The 21,719-nt window shown below is 31.9% G+C and carries 26 protein-coding genes and 1 pseudogene; 16 read left to right on the top strand and 11 right to left on the bottom strand.

What is annotated here, in order from left to right; genetic code table 11:
- The first annotated feature begins 71 nt into the window (after nucleotides 1-71).
- On the top strand, nucleotides 72-731 hold the full coding sequence (locus OEW78_RS01730; protein WP_300323167.1) for a hypothetical protein: 660 nt from the start codon (nucleotides 72-74) through the stop codon (nucleotides 729-731).
- Here the strand turns inward: OEW78_RS01730 and OEW78_RS01735 are convergent.
- The 4 genes from OEW78_RS01735 to OEW78_RS01750 form a co-directional block, all read right to left on the bottom strand.
- Nucleotides 724-1,950, bottom strand: a complete 1,227-nt coding sequence (locus tag OEW78_RS01735; protein WP_300323169.1) for a cation:proton antiporter — start codon at nucleotides 1,948-1,950, stop codon at nucleotides 724-726. The two genes, OEW78_RS01730 and OEW78_RS01735, sit on opposite strands and share 8 nt — an antisense overlap.
- A gap of 61 nt (nucleotides 1,951-2,011) precedes the next feature.
- Nucleotides 2,012-3,298 (bottom strand): amino acid permease, encoded by a 1,287-nt coding sequence (locus OEW78_RS01740; protein ID WP_300323171.1) that lies wholly within the window; start codon nucleotides 3,296-3,298, stop codon nucleotides 2,012-2,014.
- 6 nt (nucleotides 3,299-3,304) lie between these two features.
- Complete coding sequence (locus tag OEW78_RS01745; protein ID WP_300323173.1) at nucleotides 3,305-3,991, bottom strand: VIT1/CCC1 transporter family protein; 687 nt, start codon at nucleotides 3,989-3,991, stop codon at nucleotides 3,305-3,307.
- Nucleotides 3,992-4,038: 47 nt separating this feature from the next.
- Nucleotides 4,039-4,866 (bottom strand): CBS domain-containing protein, encoded by an 828-nt coding sequence (locus OEW78_RS01750; RefSeq protein ID WP_300323175.1) that lies wholly within the window; start codon nucleotides 4,864-4,866, stop codon nucleotides 4,039-4,041.
- A gap of 124 nt (nucleotides 4,867-4,990) precedes the next feature.
- Here OEW78_RS01750 and OEW78_RS01755 point away from each other — a divergent pair, with 124 nt between their 5' ends.
- The 3 genes from OEW78_RS01755 (at nucleotide 4,991) to OEW78_RS01765 (ending at nucleotide 7,330) form a co-directional block, all read left to right on the top strand.
- Nucleotides 4,991-5,413, top strand: coding sequence for a universal stress protein (locus OEW78_RS01755; protein ID WP_300323177.1), 423 nt, complete (start codon nucleotides 4,991-4,993; stop codon nucleotides 5,411-5,413).
- Nucleotides 5,414-5,508: 95 nt separating this feature from the next.
- Nucleotides 5,509-6,657: a J domain-containing protein gene (locus tag OEW78_RS01760; protein ID WP_300323179.1), complete on the top strand. Its 1,149-nt coding sequence runs from the start codon at nucleotides 5,509-5,511 to the stop codon at nucleotides 6,655-6,657.
- Between the two features lie 73 nt (nucleotides 6,658-6,730).
- Nucleotides 6,731-7,330, top strand: a complete 600-nt coding sequence (locus OEW78_RS01765) for a P-II family nitrogen regulator (RefSeq protein WP_300323181.1) — start codon at nucleotides 6,731-6,733, stop codon at nucleotides 7,328-7,330.
- Nucleotides 7,331-7,551: 221 nt separating this feature from the next.
- On the opposite strand, the gene OEW78_RS01770 is transcribed toward OEW78_RS01765, so the two are convergent.
- Nucleotides 7,552-7,881, bottom strand: a complete 330-nt coding sequence (locus OEW78_RS01770) for a P-II family nitrogen regulator (protein ID WP_300323184.1) — start codon at nucleotides 7,879-7,881, stop codon at nucleotides 7,552-7,554.
- A gap of 203 nt (nucleotides 7,882-8,084) precedes the next feature.
- Between OEW78_RS01770 and OEW78_RS01775 the strand changes: the two genes are divergently transcribed.
- The 4 genes from OEW78_RS01775 (at nucleotide 8,085) to OEW78_RS01790 (ending at nucleotide 12,689) form a co-directional block, all read left to right on the top strand.
- Nucleotides 8,085-9,413 carry an ammonium transporter gene (locus OEW78_RS01775; RefSeq protein ID WP_300323186.1) on the top strand — a complete coding sequence of 443 codons (1,329 nt, stop codon included), beginning with the start codon at nucleotides 8,085-8,087 and terminating at the stop codon, nucleotides 9,411-9,413.
- The gene (locus OEW78_RS01780; RefSeq protein ID WP_300323188.1) at nucleotides 9,410-9,775 is read left to right on the top strand and encodes a DUF6659 family protein; all 366 of its coding nucleotides are present in this window, start codon (nucleotides 9,410-9,412) and stop codon (nucleotides 9,773-9,775) included. The genes OEW78_RS01775 and OEW78_RS01780 overlap by 4 nt, the downstream gene beginning before the upstream one ends.
- 62 nt (nucleotides 9,776-9,837) lie before the next feature.
- The gene (locus OEW78_RS01785; RefSeq protein ID WP_300323190.1) at nucleotides 9,838-11,595 is read left to right on the top strand and encodes a cache domain-containing protein; all 1,758 of its coding nucleotides are present in this window, start codon (nucleotides 9,838-9,840) and stop codon (nucleotides 11,593-11,595) included.
- A gap of 101 nt (nucleotides 11,596-11,696) precedes the next feature.
- Nucleotides 11,697-12,689: a plastocyanin/azurin family copper-binding protein gene (locus tag OEW78_RS01790; protein WP_300323192.1), complete on the top strand. Its 993-nt coding sequence runs from the start codon at nucleotides 11,697-11,699 to the stop codon at nucleotides 12,687-12,689.
- Nucleotides 12,690-12,725: 36 nt separating this feature from the next.
- Here OEW78_RS01790 and OEW78_RS01795 read toward each other — a convergent pair whose 3' ends face one another.
- Together OEW78_RS01795 and OEW78_RS01800 are read right to left on the bottom strand one after the other, a co-directional pair.
- A complete protein-coding gene (locus tag OEW78_RS01795; protein WP_007402606.1) occupies nucleotides 12,726-13,025 on the bottom strand; it encodes a 4Fe-4S binding protein in 300 nt (99 codons plus the stop codon).
- A gap of 111 nt (nucleotides 13,026-13,136) precedes the next feature.
- Nucleotides 13,137-13,751, bottom strand: a complete 615-nt coding sequence (locus OEW78_RS01800; RefSeq protein ID WP_300323194.1) for a hypothetical protein — start codon at nucleotides 13,749-13,751, stop codon at nucleotides 13,137-13,139.
- Nucleotides 13,752-13,777: 26 nt separating this feature from the next.
- Between OEW78_RS01800 and OEW78_RS01805 the strand changes: the two genes are divergently transcribed.
- Nucleotides 13,778-14,929: an aminotransferase class V-fold PLP-dependent enzyme gene (locus OEW78_RS01805; RefSeq protein WP_300323196.1), complete on the top strand. Its 1,152-nt coding sequence runs from the start codon at nucleotides 13,778-13,780 to the stop codon at nucleotides 14,927-14,929.
- On the opposite strand, the gene OEW78_RS01810 is transcribed toward OEW78_RS01805, so the two are convergent.
- Nucleotides 14,924-15,181: an Lrp/AsnC ligand binding domain-containing protein gene (locus OEW78_RS01810; protein WP_300323198.1), complete on the bottom strand. Its 258-nt coding sequence runs from the start codon at nucleotides 15,179-15,181 to the stop codon at nucleotides 14,924-14,926. The two genes, OEW78_RS01805 and OEW78_RS01810, sit on opposite strands and share 6 nt — an antisense overlap.
- A 75-nt stretch (nucleotides 15,182-15,256) precedes the next feature.
- On the opposite strand from OEW78_RS01810, the pseudogene OEW78_RS01815 reads away from it, so the two are divergent.
- Both OEW78_RS01815 and OEW78_RS01820 read left to right on the top strand, forming a co-directional pair.
- A pseudogene (locus tag OEW78_RS01815) lies at nucleotides 15,257-15,898 on the top strand (cyclase family protein).
- A gap of 47 nt (nucleotides 15,899-15,945) precedes the next feature.
- Complete coding sequence (locus OEW78_RS01820) at nucleotides 15,946-16,440, top strand: dual specificity protein phosphatase 23 (RefSeq protein ID WP_300323200.1); 495 nt, start codon at nucleotides 15,946-15,948, stop codon at nucleotides 16,438-16,440.
- A 1-nt stretch (nucleotide 16,441) separates the two neighbouring features.
- On the opposite strand, the gene OEW78_RS01825 is transcribed toward OEW78_RS01820, so the two are convergent.
- From OEW78_RS01825 to OEW78_RS01835, 3 genes are read right to left on the bottom strand one after another with little or no spacing between them, the layout of a single operon-like run.
- On the bottom strand, nucleotides 16,442-16,588 hold the full coding sequence (locus OEW78_RS01825; RefSeq protein WP_300323202.1) for a hypothetical protein: 147 nt from the start codon (nucleotides 16,586-16,588) through the stop codon (nucleotides 16,442-16,444).
- Nucleotides 16,589-16,597: 9 nt separating this feature from the next.
- Nucleotides 16,598-16,750, bottom strand: coding sequence for a hypothetical protein (locus OEW78_RS01830; protein WP_179362696.1), 153 nt, complete (start codon nucleotides 16,748-16,750; stop codon nucleotides 16,598-16,600).
- Nucleotides 16,751-16,781: 31 nt separating this feature from the next.
- A complete protein-coding gene (locus OEW78_RS01835) occupies nucleotides 16,782-17,318 on the bottom strand; it encodes a hypothetical protein (RefSeq protein ID WP_300323204.1) in 537 nt (178 codons plus the stop codon).
- Nucleotides 17,319-17,369: 51 nt separating this feature from the next.
- On the opposite strand from OEW78_RS01835, the gene OEW78_RS01840 reads away from it, so the two are divergent.
- Genes OEW78_RS01840 through OEW78_RS01860 form a run of 5 tightly spaced genes read left to right on the top strand, consistent with a single transcriptional unit; the run spans nucleotide 17,370 to nucleotide 21,685 of the window.
- Nucleotides 17,370-17,648, top strand: a complete 279-nt coding sequence (locus OEW78_RS01840; RefSeq protein WP_300323206.1) for an RpoL/Rpb11 RNA polymerase subunit family protein — start codon at nucleotides 17,370-17,372, stop codon at nucleotides 17,646-17,648.
- A gap of 1 nt (nucleotide 17,649) precedes the next feature.
- Nucleotides 17,650-17,967, top strand: coding sequence for a transcription factor S (locus tag OEW78_RS01845; RefSeq protein ID WP_300323208.1), 318 nt, complete (start codon nucleotides 17,650-17,652; stop codon nucleotides 17,965-17,967).
- A gap of 34 nt (nucleotides 17,968-18,001) precedes the next feature.
- Entirely contained in the window at nucleotides 18,002-18,748 is a 747-nt protein-coding gene (pcn, locus tag OEW78_RS01850; protein ID WP_014966024.1) for a proliferating cell nuclear antigen (pcna), read from the top strand.
- A 35-nt stretch (nucleotides 18,749-18,783) separates the two neighbouring features.
- Entirely contained in the window at nucleotides 18,784-20,187 is a 1,404-nt protein-coding gene (locus OEW78_RS01855) for an aspartate kinase (protein ID WP_300323211.1), read from the top strand.
- Nucleotides 20,188-20,224: 37 nt separating this feature from the next.
- Nucleotides 20,225-21,685 carry a hypothetical protein gene (locus OEW78_RS01860; protein WP_300323213.1) on the top strand — a complete coding sequence of 487 codons (1,461 nt, stop codon included), beginning with the start codon at nucleotides 20,225-20,227 and terminating at the stop codon, nucleotides 21,683-21,685.
- Nucleotides 21,686-21,719: the final 34 nt, after the last annotated feature.

A 21,719-nucleotide genomic window follows, 5' to 3' on the forward strand; every position in this document is an offset into this window, starting at 1 on the left:
ATATTCTAAAAATCAGTATTTTTGATGAAAATTAGTAGAACATTTTTAAAATTAGATTTGTTTTTTTTAGTATGAAATTAAAATTATTGATGCTATTTTTGTTAATTATACCTAGCTTGGCTGGAATTGCTCATGGACATACAATTGATTCTGTAGGAGAATATAGAGTAGAAATTGGATGGATGAATGAACCTGTTGTATCTGGAGAAACCAATGCAATTGAATTTTATGTTAGCCCGTTAATCCAATGTCCAAATATTCCTAAACCAATTAAATGTGCAGAATCACAAGAATTTCAAAATGGAATTTCTGATTTAAACAAAACAATCAAAATGAAATTGATCTATAAAGATCAAAGTATTACACTTCCTTTTTCCCCTGATCATGATATTCCAGGAAAATATTATGCATTTGTAAATCCAACTGTTTCTGGATTTTATCAAGCAAATATTTTAGGAACAATAATAGATACCCCAATTAGCATATCAATGCATCCACCAAAAGTAGAAGAGCGCTCATACATTGAATTTCCTGAACCATCAGATATTACAATAACACAAATGATTGATGGACATACTGCATTGATTGAAGATGTAAGTGATCTTAAAGAAACAGTGAGTAATCTTAAAGAAACACAATCAGATGATGTAGGATATACAGGTATTGGAGTTGGATTGATTGGAATTGCAATTGCGATAATAGCATTTGTAAAGTCTAACAAAACTAATTAGAATTTGATATTTCATTTTTTTTAAAGGAATATCTCAATAATATAGGACCAACAAATATTGTGCCTAAAATTACAAAAATCAATGTTGAGAAAATACTGTCAGAAATTATTCCATAAGACAATCCTACTCCAGAAGTTATGAATGCGATTTCTCCCCTGACAATCATTCCACAACCAATTCTCAAGCCTTTGTTTTTATTTTTTAGTAAAATGATTGCTGGAATTCCAGAACCTAAGATTTTACTAATAATTGCAATTATCAAAATTACAAAAAATAAGATAAAATCTATATCCAAAATATTTGAGATATCTACATTTGCACCAAGTATTGCAAAGAAAAATGGCGCAAAAATAATTTGCAATTCTCCTACAAACTCTCTAACCTGTCTTGCTAATTTTGAGCCTGCAAGTCCCATTCCTGCTGCAAATGCTCCTACTATAGGATTGAGACCTATAATTGAAGCAATAGCTGCTATACCAAATGCTGAACCTAATGCAGTTGCTTGTTTTGTTCCACGAGATTCAAGAGATGTAGGTCTTGATGCTGCAACCACATGTACTATTTTTGGAAGTAAAAATACAGCCCCTAATAACAGAATAAACCATAGAATTAACGATTCTGATACTTCAAAAATTATTGTCTCCAATGACGGGAGAGTATGTGCAATTACTATAGAAATTATTGAAGATAGAATGGCTAATCCTATCACATCATCAAGTACTGCTGCATTGACCAAAATGTTTCCTTCTTTTGTTTTTTCTTTTCCCATTTCTCCCAAAATTGTTACAGCTGCTGTAATACTTGTTGCACTCAATGTTGCACCAATAATCATTGCAACCATCCAATTGATTCCAAATAAAATAGAAATTCCATATCCAAGTCCTAATGGAACAATTACTCCTGCAATACCAATAATCATAGCATGAATTCCTACATGCTTTAAACTAGAAAAAGTGAAATGTAATCCTGCTGAAAATAATATTATGATTCCAGCAATTTGCCAAAATGACATCATCAGATCATTTAGATCAACTAATGGTCTATCAAAGAAAAATGTAATTCCTCCTAATACAAATGGACCCAAAATTATTCCACCAATTACAAAACCGACTATCTCAGAAATTCCAAAATGTTTACAAATTCTACCAAAAAGCATTGATGGAATTACCAAAACTAGGATTCCAACTAAAGTTGGAATAACATCAATTTCTGTGACCATTCACGATTAAATCTAATTCTATTAATTAAAACTAATTTTTAAAATCAAATTTGATATTTTATTAAAATTTGAGCCTAGGATTTTTCCAAATTTTATAGAAAACTGCCCCAATTCCTATTATTGTAATTCCTGCAAGAATTATTTCAACTTGAAATTGTAATGCCATGTAAACTGTTGTTCCAAATCCAACTAATGGTAAAATTGGAAATTTCCCAATATTGATTGGAACTCTAAATGGTCTTTTTAAAACAGGTTCTGTATATCGTAAAACTATAACTGCTAAATTAATTGCTGCAAATGTTATGACGATAGCAAAAACTACGATGTTGGCTATAATTACAATATCTCCTATAAATGAAAATCCTACTGAAGTGATCAAAATAACAATTACTGCAATCCATGGTGTCTTAGTTTTAGGATGAACTCTGCCCAAAAACTGTGGTAACGAATTACTTTTTGCCATTCCATATAGTATTCTTGCTCCTGCTACAAGTGTGATTAAAACAGTACTTGCTGTAGCAAATAATGCAATTATTGATAATGTAACACTACCATTAGTACCTAAGACCTTATGTGCAACATCAGCAAGTGGGGCAGATGATACTGATAATTCTTGCCAATCTAAAATTTTTACAACCGATAATGAAACTAGAACATAAATTACTCCAGTTATAAGAATTGATAAAATAATAGCTCGAGGAATTGTTTTGTGAGGTCTTCTGACCTCTTCAGCAACATTTGCCATATCTTCAAATCCAATAAATGCAAAGAAAATTAAAACAAATGCAAGAATTATTCCTGAAAATCCATTTGGTGCTTCAAAATAATCTATTGATTCTACAGGTTCAACAGTAAGTCCAAGAAAAATAATTAATGCTAATCCTCCAGCAGTTATAATTGCAAAAATAGTATTTGCCCATGCAGACTCTTTAATACCAATAAAATTTACCAAGGATAAAATTACAATTAGAACAATTGCTCCGATAGTTATTGGTATTTCAATAAACTGAATTAGATAACCTCCAAACCCTAAAGATACAGTGGCAGCAACTATGATGGATGTAATTGCAGTTAACCATCCAATTATAAAACCAAAAAAATTACTTTTGAATGCATTTTTAACAAAAGTATATTCTGCTGCTGCTTTTGGATATAATGCTGCAAGTTCAGAGTAACTCAACCCAGCAAATACTGCAACTATCGCACCTAGCAAAAAAGAAATCCACATTGAATTTCCAGCAAAACCTGCAGCCTCTCCAATTAGAACATAAATTCCAGCACCAAGAATCAAACCCACTCCATACATGGTAAGATGAAAAAGACCCATGTGGCGCTTTAATTCATACATATACCATCAACCTGTAACCAAGAAATTTAATCCAAATCCTATCAAATATGCGACAATTGCAGCAATTCCACCAATAATTAATGTATTAACTCCTGAGCGTATCATTGATTTCTTTACAATTTTTCCTTTAATCATTCCAACAAGAAAGAACGCAAAACATACAGATACAATAGAATAAACAAAAGCTTCAGAATTCAATTCAATTCCAACAATCATGAAAATCATAAACGGAATCAATGGAATTAATCCTACAAGATTGAAACCAACAAATGTGCTGACAGAACTATCTAATGGGTTTTTTTCATCCTCCATCAATCCTAATTCTTCTTTCATCATTGTATCTATCCATACTTTTCTTCTTGATGTTATAATTCGCACAACATCTTCTAACAATTGATCCTTGAAACCTTTTTTTCTATAAATTTCTCTGATTTCTTCAATTTCTTGTTCTTCTAAATTATCAATTTCCCATTCTTCCTGTTTTCTTTTCATCTCCATAAACTCATTTCGTGCTTTTGATGCTTGATAATTTGAGGCAGCCATAGAAAGCCCATCTGCAAACAAATTTGCAAAACCCAAAATTAAGATAATTGTTGAAGGTAATGAGGCACCCATTACTCCTGCAACAATAGCAAAAGTTGTGACAGCACCGTCTATAGAACCATAAATAAAATCATCAAAATGCCATTTCATTATATCACAATGATTTTCTGTTTGTTGTTTTAATGTATTTAGAATTATTATTTTGCAATTGCCTTCGTAATGTCTGTCTTGCCAATTATTCCTGCAATTGATTCATTCCCATCTAGTACCACTAAACCACTAATATTGTTTTGTAAAATTAGTTTGCATGCATCTGACAAGCTTTGATTGAATTTGATAGTAATCAATCCTTCAGTCATAACTTCTCTTGCTAATGAAATATTTCCAAATCCTTCTTTTGAAAGAAATCCTTTTCTAATTTGATCTGATATCCCATATCCCAGGTCATCTTTCTCATCTCCAAGCTCAATTGCAATTCTAAACAAATCTCTAAATGAAATAATTCCGACTGGTTCTTCATTTTGATTTTTTACAACAAGTCTGGAGATTTTCTTTTCTAGCATTTTTCGTACAACTTTGTATAATGGTGCAGCTGTATGAGTAAATTCATAATCATGAGTCATAAAATCTACAACTTTTTTTCCATCTGTAATGTTTTCAGCATAATAATTAACAAGATCACTTTTTGTGAAAATTCTTTTCACTTCATCCTTTTCGCCAATAGCTAATGAACTAATACCTTTTTTAATCATTATTTTTGCCGAGTTTTCAGGAGTAATTTTTTGATTTACAAATTCTATTGGTTTCATTATTTTTGTTATAGGAATTTCATCTAATCCCTGTTTTGTATTCTCTGAAAATAAAAATAATCCAATATCTTTTTCAGTAATTATTCCAATATGCTTTCCGTTTTCTACAACAACTAATCTACTAATTTTTGTGTTTAATAGCATTCTAATAGCATCTGAAATTGTTGATTTCTTCATAATGGAAATAGGTTTTTTTGAAATATTGTTAATTGACAATTGTCTATTTTTCAGATTTTTTCTATAAAAATTAGAGTTATAATTTCCAACTTTGATTGCAATTTAGTTTTCAACTTTGGAAATTAATAGTCATTTTATATTAGAATAACTGTAATTTTTGTACATGGCTAAATTTAAAAAAATTCTTGTTCCTCTTGATGGTTCTGCAAATGCTACTCGTGGTTTAGATAGAGCAATTGAGATTGCTAAAGGTACTGGTGCTGAAATTACTGGATTTTATGTATTCCATTTACCTCTAACTGCAGGAATAAAATATACAGCAAAAATGAAAGAAGATGCACAAAGAAAAGCTGTCAAAGCTATTGGCCCTGCTATGAACAAAGCACAAAAAGCTGGTGCAATTTTCAAATACAAAACAAGTGGAGGAAATACTGGTTCTGAAATTGTCAAATTTGCTAAAAATGGAAAATTTGACATGATTGTAATAGGGGCAAGAGGATTAGGCGGTGCAAAAGAAGCATTTCTTGGCAGTACATCCAATTATGTAATGCACAAAACCAACATTCCAGTTTTAGTAGTGAAATAGTGTAATCTCACTATTATATTTTTCAATATTCTTGATATTTTATGTGTGATAACGTAAAAGTATAAGACTTTGAAAAAATAATTTTGGTATAGTTTATGGTTGAAAATAATTATGATATTCTAGGGATTTTAGAAGGTTCAACAGAAAAAGAAATTCGAGATGCTTTTAGAAGATTAGCTCTCCAATTTCATTCAGATCGTGGAGGTGAAAATGAACAATTTATCAAAATTAAACAAGCATACGATGATCTAAAAATTGGAAAAAAATATCCAGAAACTGATCATGAAAAATTAAAAAATTCCAAAGTATATTCTGAAGATTCTGAGGCTGATGTTAGGAGGAAAAATCAGATTTTAGGTCAAGAATTATCCAAAGAAATGAAAACTGCTGAAGATTGGGCTTCATCTCTAAATAACACAAACACTACAGGAACTAGATTATTTGGTTCGAAAACTCTTGGCGAAATTGAACTAGAAAGAAAAGCAACTGGCGCATTATCAATTAAAGGAAATTTCATGGCTGGAAAATTTACTTATGATGGTCCGATTATAATGCAAGGAAGTATTACTAGTCCATCATGGACGCAAGAATACCAAACAAACATTCGAGTAACTAATGGAGATTTTAAATTTGTAAATCCGTTAGAAAATAAATACAAAATTGATAACGGTGCTAAAATTATTGTTGACAATGGTGATGTTATAGTCGGAAATGTTTATGGTAGGAAATTTCGAATTGAAGATCCTGTACGTGTAGGAGTTTTCCAAATTCAAGAACACAGAACTCAAATCTTAGCTCCTAAAGGAAAAATTATCGTAGAAAATCTTGTTAACACGGTATCACTTGAAGCAGATTCAGTCATTGTTTTGAATGTAGAAGATGATGTAATAATCTCTGCAAGAGAGATTTTATTTTATGGTGGAAAACTCACTTATGATTCTGTAATTGAGCTAAAAAAAGGTGGAATAATCAGATTTTTTGAAAATTTTTCTATTCAGGGTTTAAGCGGTGACGCAATTATCAAACTTGAAAATGGTAAAAAAATTAGATTGTTTGATCTAAAAACTAAAAAAATCAAAGACTTGGCAGACGAATTTGTACAAAATAAAGAAAATTACAACAAAGATGCTACAATGGTTGGACATGGATTTACAATCACATATGAAATGCTAGATAATCTATCTCTGAAACCTGCAAAACAAAAACAGGGATGGGGATCAAAATTTAGTTTTTTTAAAAAATAATTTCCCCCAAAATCAAATTTTAGGCGTAAAAATGACCCTTTCTCATAAATAAGCCTCTTTTTTGAAAATAATAATGAAAAAGATAGAGGCTGTAATCAAACGAAGAAATTTTCCTACAATTAAAACAGATTTGAACATACTTGGAACATACATTATTGATAAACGAAACTTGGATGACAGTCAAATTTATGACGAATCACAAGGTTCTCGCGCAGGAGCAACTGGATTAAAGTCAGTACCTCTTGCAAAAATCGAAATGGTAGTTTCTGACAAAGATGCTAGAAAAGTCGTTGAAATGATTTCAAAAAATTCTGGTTTACCATCATTTCATGGAGGAAAAATCTTTGTTTCTGAAATGGAAGAGGTTGTAGACATGGAAACTCTTGATGCACAACAAGATCTTGAAATGACTACGCAACCAAAAACAGAACCAAAAAAATCATCTAAACGAAGCAGATTTGTTCCTTTACAAAAATTCATTTTAAACAAATTACAAATCATTTATGAAGAAAATAAAGAAACACTTCATGATGATTACAGAATAAAATCATTTAGTGACTTTGTAAACTATTGTATCATGAAATCGTTACCAACTCTAGAAAAGCAACTAAAGAATCCTACAATGATATATGAAAATAATTTTGGCGAGATTACTAATTACACAAAAATATAATCGCTGAAAAGATATAATCCAATTAATGTCATTCCGATAGCTGCCATTGCTAGTTTAGCGATAACAATTTTTGATACTTTCATACAACTAAACCCACAACTAGTGGTACAATAATTATTCCTGACATGATAATAATCTTAAGAAAATCATTACGACTTAATGGTTTCATCTCTTCTCTATGAAACAATTTGTTCTTACGATAAGAGTCGATTTTCATATCTTTAGATTGTTTTGTCCCCTTCTTCACCTGTAGCAATATCTACTGCACGTAATATTTGTGAAACAAAGATTTTACCAACTCTACCATGTTCTTTAATGATATTTATGACTTGATCTTCTTTTGCTTCTGAAATTATGGCTTCTAATCTATATTTATCATTGAATTGTGGTACGAAAATCTCACTTCCCTTTGATGCGTGAATCTCAGAACCTGGTTTCTTTCCTCTTCCTCTTACTTTAGAGACAGTTAGACCGCCAATACCAATTTCTTTTAATCCTTCACTAATTGCCATTACGTCATTTTCTCCTAGAATTACTTCTATTTTGAGCATTTAGATATTATATGACAATTTACACAAATATAATTTCTGATTTTGATAATCATTTGATAATCATTTGATAATCATTTGATAATCATTTGATAATCATTTGATAATCATTTGATAATCATTTGATAATCATTTGATAATCATTTGATAATCATTTGATAATCAAATTTAGACATTGTTATTAATTTAAAATCAAATTTTTTATCATGGTACTGGATTCTGGAGATACAGCATGGATGCTTGTCGCTGGTAGTCTCGTACTTTTAATGATCCCTGCATTAGGTCTCTTTGAATCTGGCCTTTTGAGAAAGAAGAATGCGGCATCAATTTTTATGCAGATCTTCTTTGGTTTGGCACTTTTGAGTGTCATGTGGTTTGTATTTGGATTTAGTTTATCATTTGGTGAATCCACTATGGGTTTTATTGGTAACAATGAATGGGTATTCCTTAAAGGAGTTCCATCTGATGCTCCACTGGAACAATATGCCCCAACAATTCCAGGTGTGTTATTTGTCAAATTCCAATTGATGTTCGCAGCAATTACTCCACTTTTACTAACAGGAACAATTGCTGAAAGAATGAAATTTAGCTCATTTATCATCTTCATCGCTGCATGGTCCATGCTAATCTATTATCCTCTCGTACACTGGGTATGGGGTGGCGGTTGGTTAGCACAATTAGGTGTTGTTGACTTTGCTGGTGGTATTGTAATTCATACAAGTGTCGGTATGGCAGCACTTGCTGCAGCAATAGTACTTGGTAAAAGAAGAAATTATGGTCCTGCCATTATGATTCCTCACAGTATTCCACTTGCTGTCCTAGGTTCTTCATTACTGTGGCTTGGATGGTTTGGATTTAATGCTGGTAGTGCTCTATCTGCATCTGGTGGTGTTGCAGGTAACACTGTAATTGTAACTCACATGGCATCTTCTGTTTCTGCTTTAATTTGGGCTGGTCTTTCTTGGATTAGAACTGGAAAACCATCTGTTGTAGCAACAATTAATGGTGCAATTGCAGGTTTGGCAGGTATTACTCCAGCATCTGGATTCGTTAGTGCCGAACATGCTTTTGTCATAGGAATTGCAATCGGTGCAATCTCATACTCTGGTGTGGTATTATTCAAAGAAAAATTAAAGATTGATGATGCACTTGATGTAAGCTCTGTTCACGGGGTTGCTGGTATTGTTGGTGCATTAGCTATAGGAATTTTTGCAAGTACCGCAATTAATCCTGGAGGCGTTGATGGTTTACTCTTTGGAAATTCTGATCAGCTCTGGATACAAGCAGTAGGTGTTGCTGTTGCAGCTGTAATGGGCTTTGGTGGAACTTGGATAATTTTACAAATACTTAAGCGTCTTATTGGAATTAGGGTCTCACCCGAAGTGGAAGATATTGGATTGGATATTAGCGAACATGCTGAATCTGCATATTCTGATGAAGAGGAGTTCTTGTTAGGCATGGATGAATATACAGATGATTTGCAGGAAAAGGATGAAATACTATTCAAGAAGAAGTCAACTAGCGCTGAAAAATGACAATCAATTACGACCAATTAACAAAACAAGTCCTTGAATTAGATAATAAAGTAAGATTTGCAGGTGTTGCAAATAGTAAAGGCGAAATGATTGCTGGTGGGCAAAAAGATGGTGTTGCAAAGATTTTAGACGGTGATAATGTCAAAATGTCAATTCATTATGCATTACAAAAACGGGATCTTTATACCAATCTAGCATACAAAATTGGTTCAGAATTATCATCAATAACAGAATACGAAAAAGTTACAATGATTAGTATTCCCATAAATTCCAACGACTTGTTTATGATCAGTACTGAACCAAGAGCAGACTATTTGAAAATTATTGATTTTGTTCATTCAGAACTTAATTCCCAAAAATAACTACTGTAGGCATAATATTCTAGGAAGAGTTGATATTAACATAAAATCAAATTAGAATAAAAATGTCAACCAAATTCAATCTTGGAAAAAAACTCGTTTTACTTGTAATGTTAGTTACAATTACTGCATTAGGAATTACATCATACATGAGCACTGATTATGCATCTGAAACTCTCAAAGAAAGAGGTGGAGAATTATTAATTGGAGAATCTTCTATTAGAGGAGAATCTCTGAGATTATCTTTTGAATCAAGAATTGAACAAAATAATATTCTTGCAAACGATCCTATGATTCAATCATTAGTTTTAGAATTGAACAAAATTCCAAATAACAAACTAAAGGAATTCCAAGAGAATAATCGTAGAGACTTTTTAATTCAGGTTCAAGCATTTCAAGAATTAATTGGTTTTTCAATTGGATTTGAGGATACAAAGATAATTGGCAATAACGGCAAAGTTTTCTTTTCTCTTAGCGGTAATGCAGATGAAGATTATATTCAAAATGAATTATTTCAAAAAGGTCTAAAAAAATCATTTATTGTATTTGAACCGACAGAATCTGGTAAAAGATTGGTTGTTGTTTCTCCAATATTTGCAGATGATAGTAAAAAAGGAGATGAGCCAATTGGAGTGATTATTTCAAAAACTAGAACTACATCAATTGATAATATTTTGCTTAATAGAAGTGGACTGGGTGAAACTGGCGAAGTTTACATTGTAAATGATGATTATCTGATGTTATCTGAATCTAGATTCTTTGAAAATGCAGTATTTCATCAAAAAGTAGATACAATTGGTGTACAGAAATGTTTCAATGAAAAAGAAAACCATGTAGGATTCTATCCAGATTATAGAAATGTTCCAATATATGGTGCATCTAACTGTATGCCTGAATTTGGAATTGTTTTACTTGCAGAAATTGATGAAAAAGAACTCGTCGAACCAATCAAAATTTTACAAACTAGAATTTTGCTAACCAGTTTATTCATAACAATGTTAATGGGATTGCTTGCATACTTTGCTGCAGAATCATTATCACATCCATTAAAAGCCCTCAAAAATGCTGCAAACAAAATTGCAAATGGTAAGTTTGATGTAAGAACAAACATCACAACCGGTGATGAAATTGGTGAATTATCTCGTGCGTTTGATTCAATGGCACAAAAACTAGAAGAGTCATTAATTGAAATCAAAGAGAAAGAAGAAGTTATTAAGCAACTTGAGGGAGGCATGCTTCTAAAGTTTTCCCAACATGAAGAAAATGATTGTGTGGGTGTAATTGACATGAGTGATTCCACTAGAATATCATCTAAACTTTCAGATAGCGATGTTAGTAAAATGTATGAAATCTTTCTAAATTTTATGGCTAAAATCATTCTCAAATACAATGGTGAAGTTGTAAAAAATATTGGAGATGCATTGATGTTCAGATTTGCAAATATTGATTCCAAGGATTCTGCAGCAATGAAGAATGTAATAGAATGTTGTTTTTCTATGATTGAATCTCATGCTGAACTAAAAAAAGAACTTAATGCAGAAAATATAGATGCACTAGATTACAAAATTAGTGCAACATATGGTTCTGTTAAGGTAGCTGAAAGTACAACCTCGAAAATTTCAGATATTTTTGGCCCTACAGTTAATAGATGTTTTAAAATTAATTCATTTTGCCCAAAAAACAGTATAGTAGTTGACAATAACACGTATGAAAGTCTAAAAGACTGTAAAGAATACGAATTTATGCAATTCTGTTCAATTGAAATCAAACAAAAATACGGTTATAGTATTTTTGAAATTAAAAGAAAAGAATCCAAAACATGATTAAAAAATCATTTGTGCCTAAATTAGACTCATTAAAAGAATGATTCTTTGTGATGAAAATAACATCAAGTATTTAATTAACATAGTAACGTCTTTAGAATATGAAATTTTTGGTATTGTTTACAATATTTACAATTTTAGTATCTTCATCATTTGCTTATGCTGATGAATATGTCATTGATATTCCACATGGAGCATATAATCCTGAATTAAATACTCCTGCAGAGGTATGGTATGACCCTCCTCAATTGTTTGTAACTGTTGGAGATACTATTACATGGTATAATGATGACAAAGAAGGTCACACAGTTACAAGTGGTGAAGGTTCTGGAAGATTTGGTTGGATGAGTGATAACTTTGGAAAAGCAAATGGAATTTTTGACAGTGGTAGATTTATGCCAGGAGAGTCATGGTCATACAAATTTGAGGAATCTGGAACATTTTCTTATTATTGCACAATTCATCCATGGATGGAAGGAATTGTAATTGTTGAAAAACTTATTCCTGATTATCCACATGATGCAACTGGTAAAAAATTAGAATTCCCATTATTACAATATACTCCAGATAGAAGTATAGAAGTAAATCTGGCATGGGATCCGCCTGTAATTAAAACTCATGAAAAAATTCAATTTGTTTATCAATTCTATGATCCACAAACAAATTCAAATTTAGCTGAAATGAAATATGATTTTATCATTTTTCAAAATGGACAAGAAATTTTTCGTGATGAGGGTCTGAGTCAAATTGGTGGAGATTACCGCAATTTTGTTTTTAGTGATTCTGGATCAATTATAATAAGAATAGAAGGAATTCAATCACCTTCAATTTTTGCTGAGGAAAGTGTTACTGTTTTTGGTGATATACAAACTAAAGAACAACGTTCTGTTGATTTTACTAGTGCAGTTTATGATAATCCTGAAAAAACATCTCATGAAACTTATCATATAAAACCCGCCCAAAGACTAACAACTTATTACGAATTAATGTTGTTCATCATTTTGATTCCTGGCATAATGTTCATCATTGCATTGCTTTGGTTAAAGCAAAAACCAAAAATCCCTGATGAAAAACCTGGTGCTGTTAAAATCTAAAATAATAAAAAGAAATTAAAAATTGATTGAACTAATCTAATCGATTAATTCAGTCCAACCTTTGACGAAGACTGAGTTCTTGTAGAGTGGAACTGGTTGTCCAACAGTAAAGTCCATTGGTCTCATCCAGAAGATTGCTTTTGTTGGGCATACACCGATGCATGCACCATCAGAAATACATCTTTCTGGGTAAAAGACAAATGCTTTACCTCTCTTCCAGCCTTCAACTGGTTTTACTCTAAGGACATCTGGTCCAAGTGTGGTACAGATTTCTACACATAGTGCGCATCCGATACACATTTGTTCGCTGATGTCTGGAATAATTCCTACTGGCATAACAAAATTAATTCTTGATTTGGCATTAATATAATTTGCCTAAAATTATGGTCTTATAACGGCGTTTGATAATTTATAACGACGTTTTAAAATTGATCGCTCTAATCAAAATCAAATATTCTCTTGTTTTATAATGAATTTACTTGAATTAGCATCTGTTTTCTCTAGAGTGGTAATTACCAAATCATTTTGGATTTTTTTCAGAAAATAAACTCCTGTATTTTCTGATGTAATGATATGTTTTCCTCCTGGAGATAGTACCCACTCATCGTCTTTTTTTCTTGCCATGCCAGTAATAATTACAGATGATTTAGTTTGATTTCCAATAGATGATAGCAACATAATACATGAATTAATCAATCTTGCAGACTCTAATTCATCAAACAGATTGTAAACCCCATTAAAAGAGTCAATAATTATTAAAAATCGCTCTTTTGATACTTTAGAAATAATATCAGTTAATCTTTTTTTCCAATCTGATTTATCAGGATAAAAAATCATAACATTTTCTTTTTTTTGAATCATTCCAGATTGTACATATCCTGTATAAAGTAAATCCATATCCACAATAATTATAGAATTCTCAATAGTATTGATCAATCTATTAAGAAATTCAGTTTTATGAAAAGGCTTTAAGCATAATATGATATTGGGATTTTTTTGTTTAAATTGAATTTGAATTTTTGTCATATCATCTACAGATAGCTCAGGATTTTTATCCAACACTGCTTTAGGAGTTTACAGATATAATAATGAATTTAGTGTCAAAAGACATCCTATCTGATTTTCCAATTTCAGATAAAATCTATCTTAACAATGCATCTGTATCTCTTATGCCTAATCAAAGCATTGAGGCCATGAAAGAATTCCTTGTTACATACAACTCTATAGGTCCAGATTCAAAAGATTCTGAACCGTTTGTAACTGAGAAACTTCGTAATGTTAGAAAAACTATCTCAAAAATTATTTCATGTCAACCTGATGAGATAATTCTTACTCAGAGTACAACTGATGGAATAAATTTTGTAGCAAATGGATTGTCTTTTGAAAATGATTCTAACATAATTATTCGAGGAATGTCACACGAACATCATGCAAATTTTTATCCTTGGATTAAATTAAAAGAAAAAATTTCTATAAAAAATCTACCGATTGATATCAATGGCTTTTTCAAATTAGATGATCTAGAATCATATCTTGATAATAATACAAAATTGGTTGCTCTTAGTCATGCATTATACAACACAGGTTCCATATTGCCTGTTGAAACAATAGGAAAAATCCTTCATGACAAAGTCCCATTTTTTATTGACGGGGCACAATCTATAGGATGCATTGAAGATGTTGACGTATCACGAATTCAATGTGATTTTATGTCTTTTAACGGTTCCAAATGGCTTTGTGGTCCTATGGGCACAGGATTATTTTACTGCAACAGAAAATCAAGTGAATTGTTAGAACCTAAGACCATTGGTGGAGAATCTGCAATGATTTATGATGATTCAAAAATAGCATACAAAGAATTACCAGATAAATTCCAAGCTGGATTTAGAAATTATGTAGGAATAGTAGGACTAGAATCGTCTGCAAATTATTTACTAAATTTTGGGATAAGGAACATTCGTGAAAAAAATCAATATCTATCAAATCTATTTCGAGAAGAATTGTCAAAAATACCAAATGTCATTCTATATGGTCCAGAAGATCCAAATGATAGAACCAGCATTATCTCATTTAATATCAAAGGATCAGATTCACAAGAAATTGTAGACAAACTTGAAAAACAAAATATTGTTTTATCTGTTAGAGAAATAATGGAAAAGAAAATTGTACGTGCATCTCCTCACTTTTTCAATACTGAATCTCAAATTCTTAAAGTAATTGATGCAATAAAGAAACTATAGATTTTCTTGTTCTTCAATTACCATCATCGTTAATGTTGATTGAACTTTAGCGATTCTTCTGATTTTGTTGGTAATGATTGCACGTAATTTTTCAGCATCATCAGAGGATAATTTCAAGACAATGTCATATACGCCATAAACTCCCTGAATTTCAAACTTGACCTGTTCTTCGGCAAGAATTTTCTTAATTTCCTCTATAATTGACTCGTCTGTTCCTAAATCCGAATTCAATAATACATATGCTGTAGGCACAAGAAGTTTTTTCATAAACAGTATTTAACCTTTCATTGTTCAAAAACTGATTAATCACCAATACATTATCTTGATATGAAACCAATAGATCTCTCACTTTCCATATCTGAATCTCTTCCCACCTTTTCAGGATCTCCAAAACCACAATTCATTACATGGTCAGACATCAACACTGATAGGTATAATCTTGAACTCTTGTTCCTAAGCTCACATACAGGAACACATCTTGATGCACCATTTCATTTTGTCAAAAACGGTAAGAAAATCAACCAAATTCCACTTGATAGACTCATCGGAAAGGGTATTCTAATAAAACTAAAAAAAATCAAAAACTCTCCTATTACAAAATCTGATATTACATTATTTGAAAAAAAGAATGGCAAGATTCCAAATCATTCATCAATTTTTTTCTATACTGAATGGCAAAAAATTTAAAAAACGATAATTATTTTACCGAAAATCCAGGTCTAGATCCATCTTCAGCTAAATATCTTGCATCAAAAAAAAACCAACCTTGTTGGTATAGATTCTCCAAGTATAGATCTTGGAAAAGATGAATCATTTACTGTTCATAAAATTTTATCAAAAAATAATATTCTGATTGTAGAGAATTTGACAAACATGAACAAAATACAGTCTAAGGAATTTGACTTTACTATTCTTCCATTAAAGCTAAAGGACGCTACAGGCTCACCTGTTCGCGCAGTAGCAACATAATCTATCATTTCGTAATACTAAAAATGTAGAATAATTATAATTTCATTATGAGCAAACCTGGTAATATTTGGAGAAAAGTTCATGGGAAAATCACTAAAAAACCAACAAACTTTTCTTGGCTTATTGAAGAAAAATTAGCTGGTTCTGGTATTCCGACTAGTTATGATGAATTTGATTGGCTTCTAAATCAAGGAGTAAAATCAATTGTGACAATGACTGAAAATGCACTTCCAGATGATTGGGTACAAAATATTGGTTATTTACATGTGCCAACACCTGATTTTACTGCACCTGATATGGACAGAATAGATTCTGCTGTAGACTTCATTCATGAACAAATCAATAATGATCAGGCAGTAATGGTTCATTGTGCAGCTGGAATGGGCAGAGCAGGAACAATACTGGCATGTTATTTCATTAAATACAAAAAATTTTCTGCAGATGATGCAATTAAAAAAATTCGAGATGAAAGACCAGGTTCAATTCAATCTGAAGTACAAGAATTAGCTATCGGATTTTATGAAAAACATGTAAGAAATTAGTTTAAACAAATTCTGAAACTAATTTTCCATCTACAACTTTAATCTTCAAGATTTTGTCTTCTTGAAAAAACAAAGTTAATCCACCGTCTGAATCAGGATCTTCTATTTTTACAAGTTCTAGCATTTTGATTGGATCAAATTTTTCCATTCATATCACCTATTCTGGAATTGATACGGTCTCAATTTTACCATCAACTGCCTTAATGAACATAAACCTGTTGTCTTTGAAGATAAAGGTGATTCCTCCTTCTTTATCTGGTTCTTCAACTTCAAGTATTGGTTGTCCTAGCAGACCATCGTATTTTGCCATTGATATTTCCAGAAAAAAGTTCCTTATATCCCTAATTGATTGTTATCTCAATTTCACTAGAACTATTTTTGATACTTCCAGTTTCTGTAAAATCATGTTTTTGCCAGGATGCAAAAGCTTCTGCTCCTATCTTATGTTTACCTGATCCTAAATCAGATGCTTTGAATACAAATTTTTCATTAAAATCAAACAATTCTTGCCTAACTTCTTCTTCTGTTAGTCTGATAAATGGTTCAAAATTTTTGGCTACTTGGACCCAAATTCGTCTGTCTTTCATTGGATTGACTAGTTTTGGATTTCTTGTCCAAAATATTGATGCCTTTCTGTACGTGTCAATGGTTCTTCCTAATTCCTTCTTTCTGAACCCACCAGATGTCAATTTTATACCATATTTCAATTTGAATGAAACATCGTTATTGTTGTATGCTTTTGTCCAATTAGCCTCATTAAAGGCATCTCTAATGTCGCCTTCAACTGAAAATTGGACATTTATCTCAATATTTTCGTCAGAAGAGTACGCATCCTTGGATTTTACTAGTTCAATTGCTGAAATCCTGCTTTCTCCCATTGTTACCGCTCATAATGATTTATATCCGCAATAAGTGCTTTTTCTGAATACATGAACGCACAAGTGATCAGTTCCGAGCCTAAAGAAATCAGCCTTTCAATCACTGAAACTGATATTGGAATTTTGTACATAATTCAGCATGAGCTACTAAAAGCATCAAATATCGATTTTGCAGGTGTTATAGTAAAACATCCTCTTACCAACGAATGTTGGATGAGGATCAATTCTAGTTCAAAGCCACTTGATGAGATCAAAAAAGCAACAGATTCAGCAATTAAAATGGCTGAAGAGCTCAAACAACTATTCAATTCTAAAATTAAGGTAAATTAAATTGAAATTTTGCCCCAAGTGTGAGGTTAAATTAAAAAATAGTGGTTCAGGCCTTCAATGCTCTAAATGTGGATATTCTGAAGGAGGAGAATCTAAAACAACAAAAAAAATAACTACTGAAGAAGAACCTGATTTCTCACTTCTTGCTTTTGAAGGAGATGAAGGTGAAGACACTAACCCAACAGTAAAAATTGATTGTGAAAAATGTGGACATGATGAAGCAGTTGGTTGGATGTTTCAAACTAGAAGTGCTGATGAACCTACAACTAGATTTTATAGGTGTCAAAAATGCAAATACACCTGGCGTGATTACACATAACGTTTAACTTGTACTTAAAGAGAAGAAAATTGATTTGACTTTTGGAGCAAAAACAAGTGGTTCAGACGATCTAAAGGCTATCATTTCTGCAATATCTACACTAGTTGAAGAAGCAACTTTTGTTGCAACCGCAGAAGGAATTACTTTCAGAGGAATGGATCCATCACATGTTGCTTTAATTGATATTTCTTGGCCTAATTCTGCATTTGAAAAATATGAATGTGATAGTGATATTAAATTCGGAGTAAGGATTGATGAATTTTCAAAACTTATCAAAAGAGCTGATAAAAAAGACAGCATAGAAATTAGTATATCTGAACAAAATATGTTACTTGTAACAGTTGGAAAAAATAAAAAATACAAAATGCGTCTAATTGAAAGTTCTGCAACTGATACTCCATTACCAAAAATTCCATATGACTCTAAAATCATTTTGACTTCTTCAAAATTTGATAAAATACTCGGTGATGTACAAGTTGTATCTGATTATCTAACTATCCATACGTCTGATTCAAAAGGAGATTTTTCAGGAAAAGGAGACTCTGGAGAAGTTGTAATAGATTTAGATAAAGATGATAAAGAAATTGAAGAAATTTCATCTAAAGAAGACAGTGTTGGTACCTATAGCTTAGAATATCTAAATCCGGTAGTAAAAGCAGTAGGTTCCAATGCAGGCTCAATCACATGTGAATTTTCAAGCGCAAAACCGCTTAGAATCGAATTCAAGGTAGCAAATATTGGCAGAATTCACTTTTACTTGGCCCCACGCGTCGAAAGTTAAAGCATTTAAAGATTAACTAGTTCAGGTATTTTGAATTGAGACTCGTAATAAAATATGGTGGAACATCAATTTCTGCTGCAAAAGACATCCAAGCAGTAGCTAAACACCTTAATGAATTATCAAAGAAAAATCATATTGTTGTTGTATGTTCTGCAACTACTGGAACCACTGATGATTTAATAGAAATTTCAGAATCAATAAAAAAAGAAAATAAATCAAAAGCAGAACAACTTGCATCAAAAATTACCAATAGACACAAACAATTGGCTAAACAGACAATCAAAAAACCTGACATAAGGAAAAAGTTACTTGCAAAATTTGATCAAGATTTTACTGAACTCCTTGCACTAATTGACGGTATGGTGTTGCTAGGTGAAGTTACACCAAGAACAATGGATTATCTATTTTCATTTGGAGAAAGACTTTCGATAAAATTAGTTTCATCTGCAATTGATGATGCTGGAAAAAAATCAATTCCTCTTACTGGCAAGGAAGTAGGCATCGTCACTGATTCTAATTTTGGTGAATCAAAACCGCTTATTGATACAACTAGGTTAAGAGTATCAAAAACTATAGATGCTTTATTCTCAAAGAAAACAATCCCAGTGGTAGGAGGATTTGTAGGTGCTGATCAACATGGACATATAACCACTTTCGGTAGAGGTGGTTCTGATTATTCTGCAACAATCATAGGCTCTTGTATCAAAGCAGATGAAATCTGGTTAATGAGTGAAATAGATGGATTGATGACTGCAGATCCTAAAATTGTAAATAATGCAAAATTACTCAAAGAAGTTTCTTACATAGAAGCAATTGAAATGGCTTTGTTTGGTGCAAAGCAAATACATCCACGAACATTTGAACCTCTAATCACAAAAAAAATCCCAATGAAAATTAGAAGTTCTTTCAATACTAAAAATGAAGGAACACTAGTTTCAGCAACAACCTCACAAGCAGTGAGAAATACTGTAAAATGTGTAAGTAATGTAAAAAATAATGGATTAATTGATGTCCAAGGAGGCAGTATGGTTGGAACTCCAGGTACTGCAGCAAAAATATTTGCAACATTGGCAAAAGCTGGAATCAATGTAATGATGATTTCTCAAAATCCCTCTGAATCAAGCATAACAATTGTAGTGAAAAACACTGACCTTGACAAAGCTGTGAGTGCACTAGAACTGGAATTATTGGGCAAAATAATCAAAAAATTAGATGTCACTACAGATGTTGCCATCATTGCATTGATTGGCTCAGGAATGAGAGGAACAGTTGGAGTTGCCTCAAAAGTATTTGGAGCAATTGAGAAAAATAAAGTAAATGTATCTATGATCACACAAGGTTCATCTGAACTTAATCTAGCATTTGTTGTAAAAAATTCTGATACAAATGCTGCTGTTCGTGCTTTGCATAATGAATTTGCACTAGATAAAATCAACTAAGACAAATCATTTAAGGGAACAATCTTCAGATAGTTTATTGAAAAAATTTCCAGCTCTGGTATCCATTGCAATTTTTGTAGTTAGTATAATTTTTGTTTCCTCAACGTCTGATCAATTTGTTGATGCAGGTTCTAGGAAAAAAATTCATTTTACTCAAACCATAACATCCTCTCAAGATCCAGGTCAAGGACACAATAATCATCAATTGGCATTAGTTTTGTCTCCAAATGAGGGAACAATATATGATGGTTCTATGACATTTACTTCAAGCGAACCTGTACAGATTGTAATTTTACATGAAATTAATTCTCAAGAATCAAAAGGTCAGCCTATATGGACTGTAGATGGAAAAACGATTTATGGTTTATCTTTAGTAGATTTACAAAAAAATTCAGGCTCATTTGAGTTTACAGGCGCTGCACTTGCATTACATTCCCCAAGTTCAAAAGAATTCACCGCAACTGTTAGTATAGACGGATGGATTAGAGGACAACCAACTGAAGTAATTATGCAAAAATTAGAATTACAAAAAGAACCATCACAATTACTTTCAAGAACTAATGTTCCAGCCACAATCCCGATGCACAAAGGAATCTATGAAGGAGATCAAGTTCTTTATATCATAACTGATGGAAGTGATGAAGATTATGCTAAAACAATTACAGAAAAACAACAATGGAATGTAGAACATGCTCCTGTAATTGCTAATGTTCCAGAAAACACTTTTCAAAAATTATTTGTTTTTAAAAATGGTGTAAAAGGTGATGGAATCTATGGTTTTCAAAATGATGTATTTTCCAGTACACCTGCTCAAGAATCAAAATATAGTGCTTTGAGTTCTATTATAGAAGTTACATGGAAGATTGGCCAAAAAGAAACTGAATTTAAATCTGCAGCAGATGTTATTGCAGCAGAAGAAGGTGGTAGAGTTGAGTTTAATGAAACGGGTATTGTGCTAAATACACCTCAAATTGTTTGGCCTGATGGACAAATGACAATTCGTTCAGATAAAGAAATATCTAATGAAATGTCTTACAGCGGCGGTCAAATTACAGAAATTAATGAAGAAGAAATGTCTGTAACTTTTGTGGCTCATAGAGGTTGGGGACCAGATGGTAGAACAATTTACTATATTGTTACTGATGCTACACCATCAGGACCAGCTGAATCAATGGGTGTAGTTTCATCACCAAAATCTGCAAGTCTTATAGCTCATTCAGGCGCAGTTGATCTTTTCCAATTCAAAAATGGAATCATCGGTTCTGGCCCATTAGGCTTTCAAGCAGGAATTGCTGGTGCTTCACTTGATGATGAGAATTATAGTCCAATGTGGAGAATTTACCTTGTTGAATGGAATGATCCAAAATATGCAAAAATCTTAGAAACAAAGTCAGATATTGACTCATTTCGTGCAGATGGTTTGTTATCAGTAACTATTGCAAGACCAACTAATAGTGATCATATAGTTAATTGCCCATTTATTGATCCGTTTCAATAGAGTACCGCTAAACGGATAAATTACTTGAGAAAAA

It is taken from the genome of Candidatus Nitrosopumilus sp. (assembly GCF_029882185.1).
Taxonomy (GTDB): Archaea; Thermoproteota; Nitrososphaeria; order Nitrososphaerales; family Nitrosopumilaceae; genus Nitrosopumilus.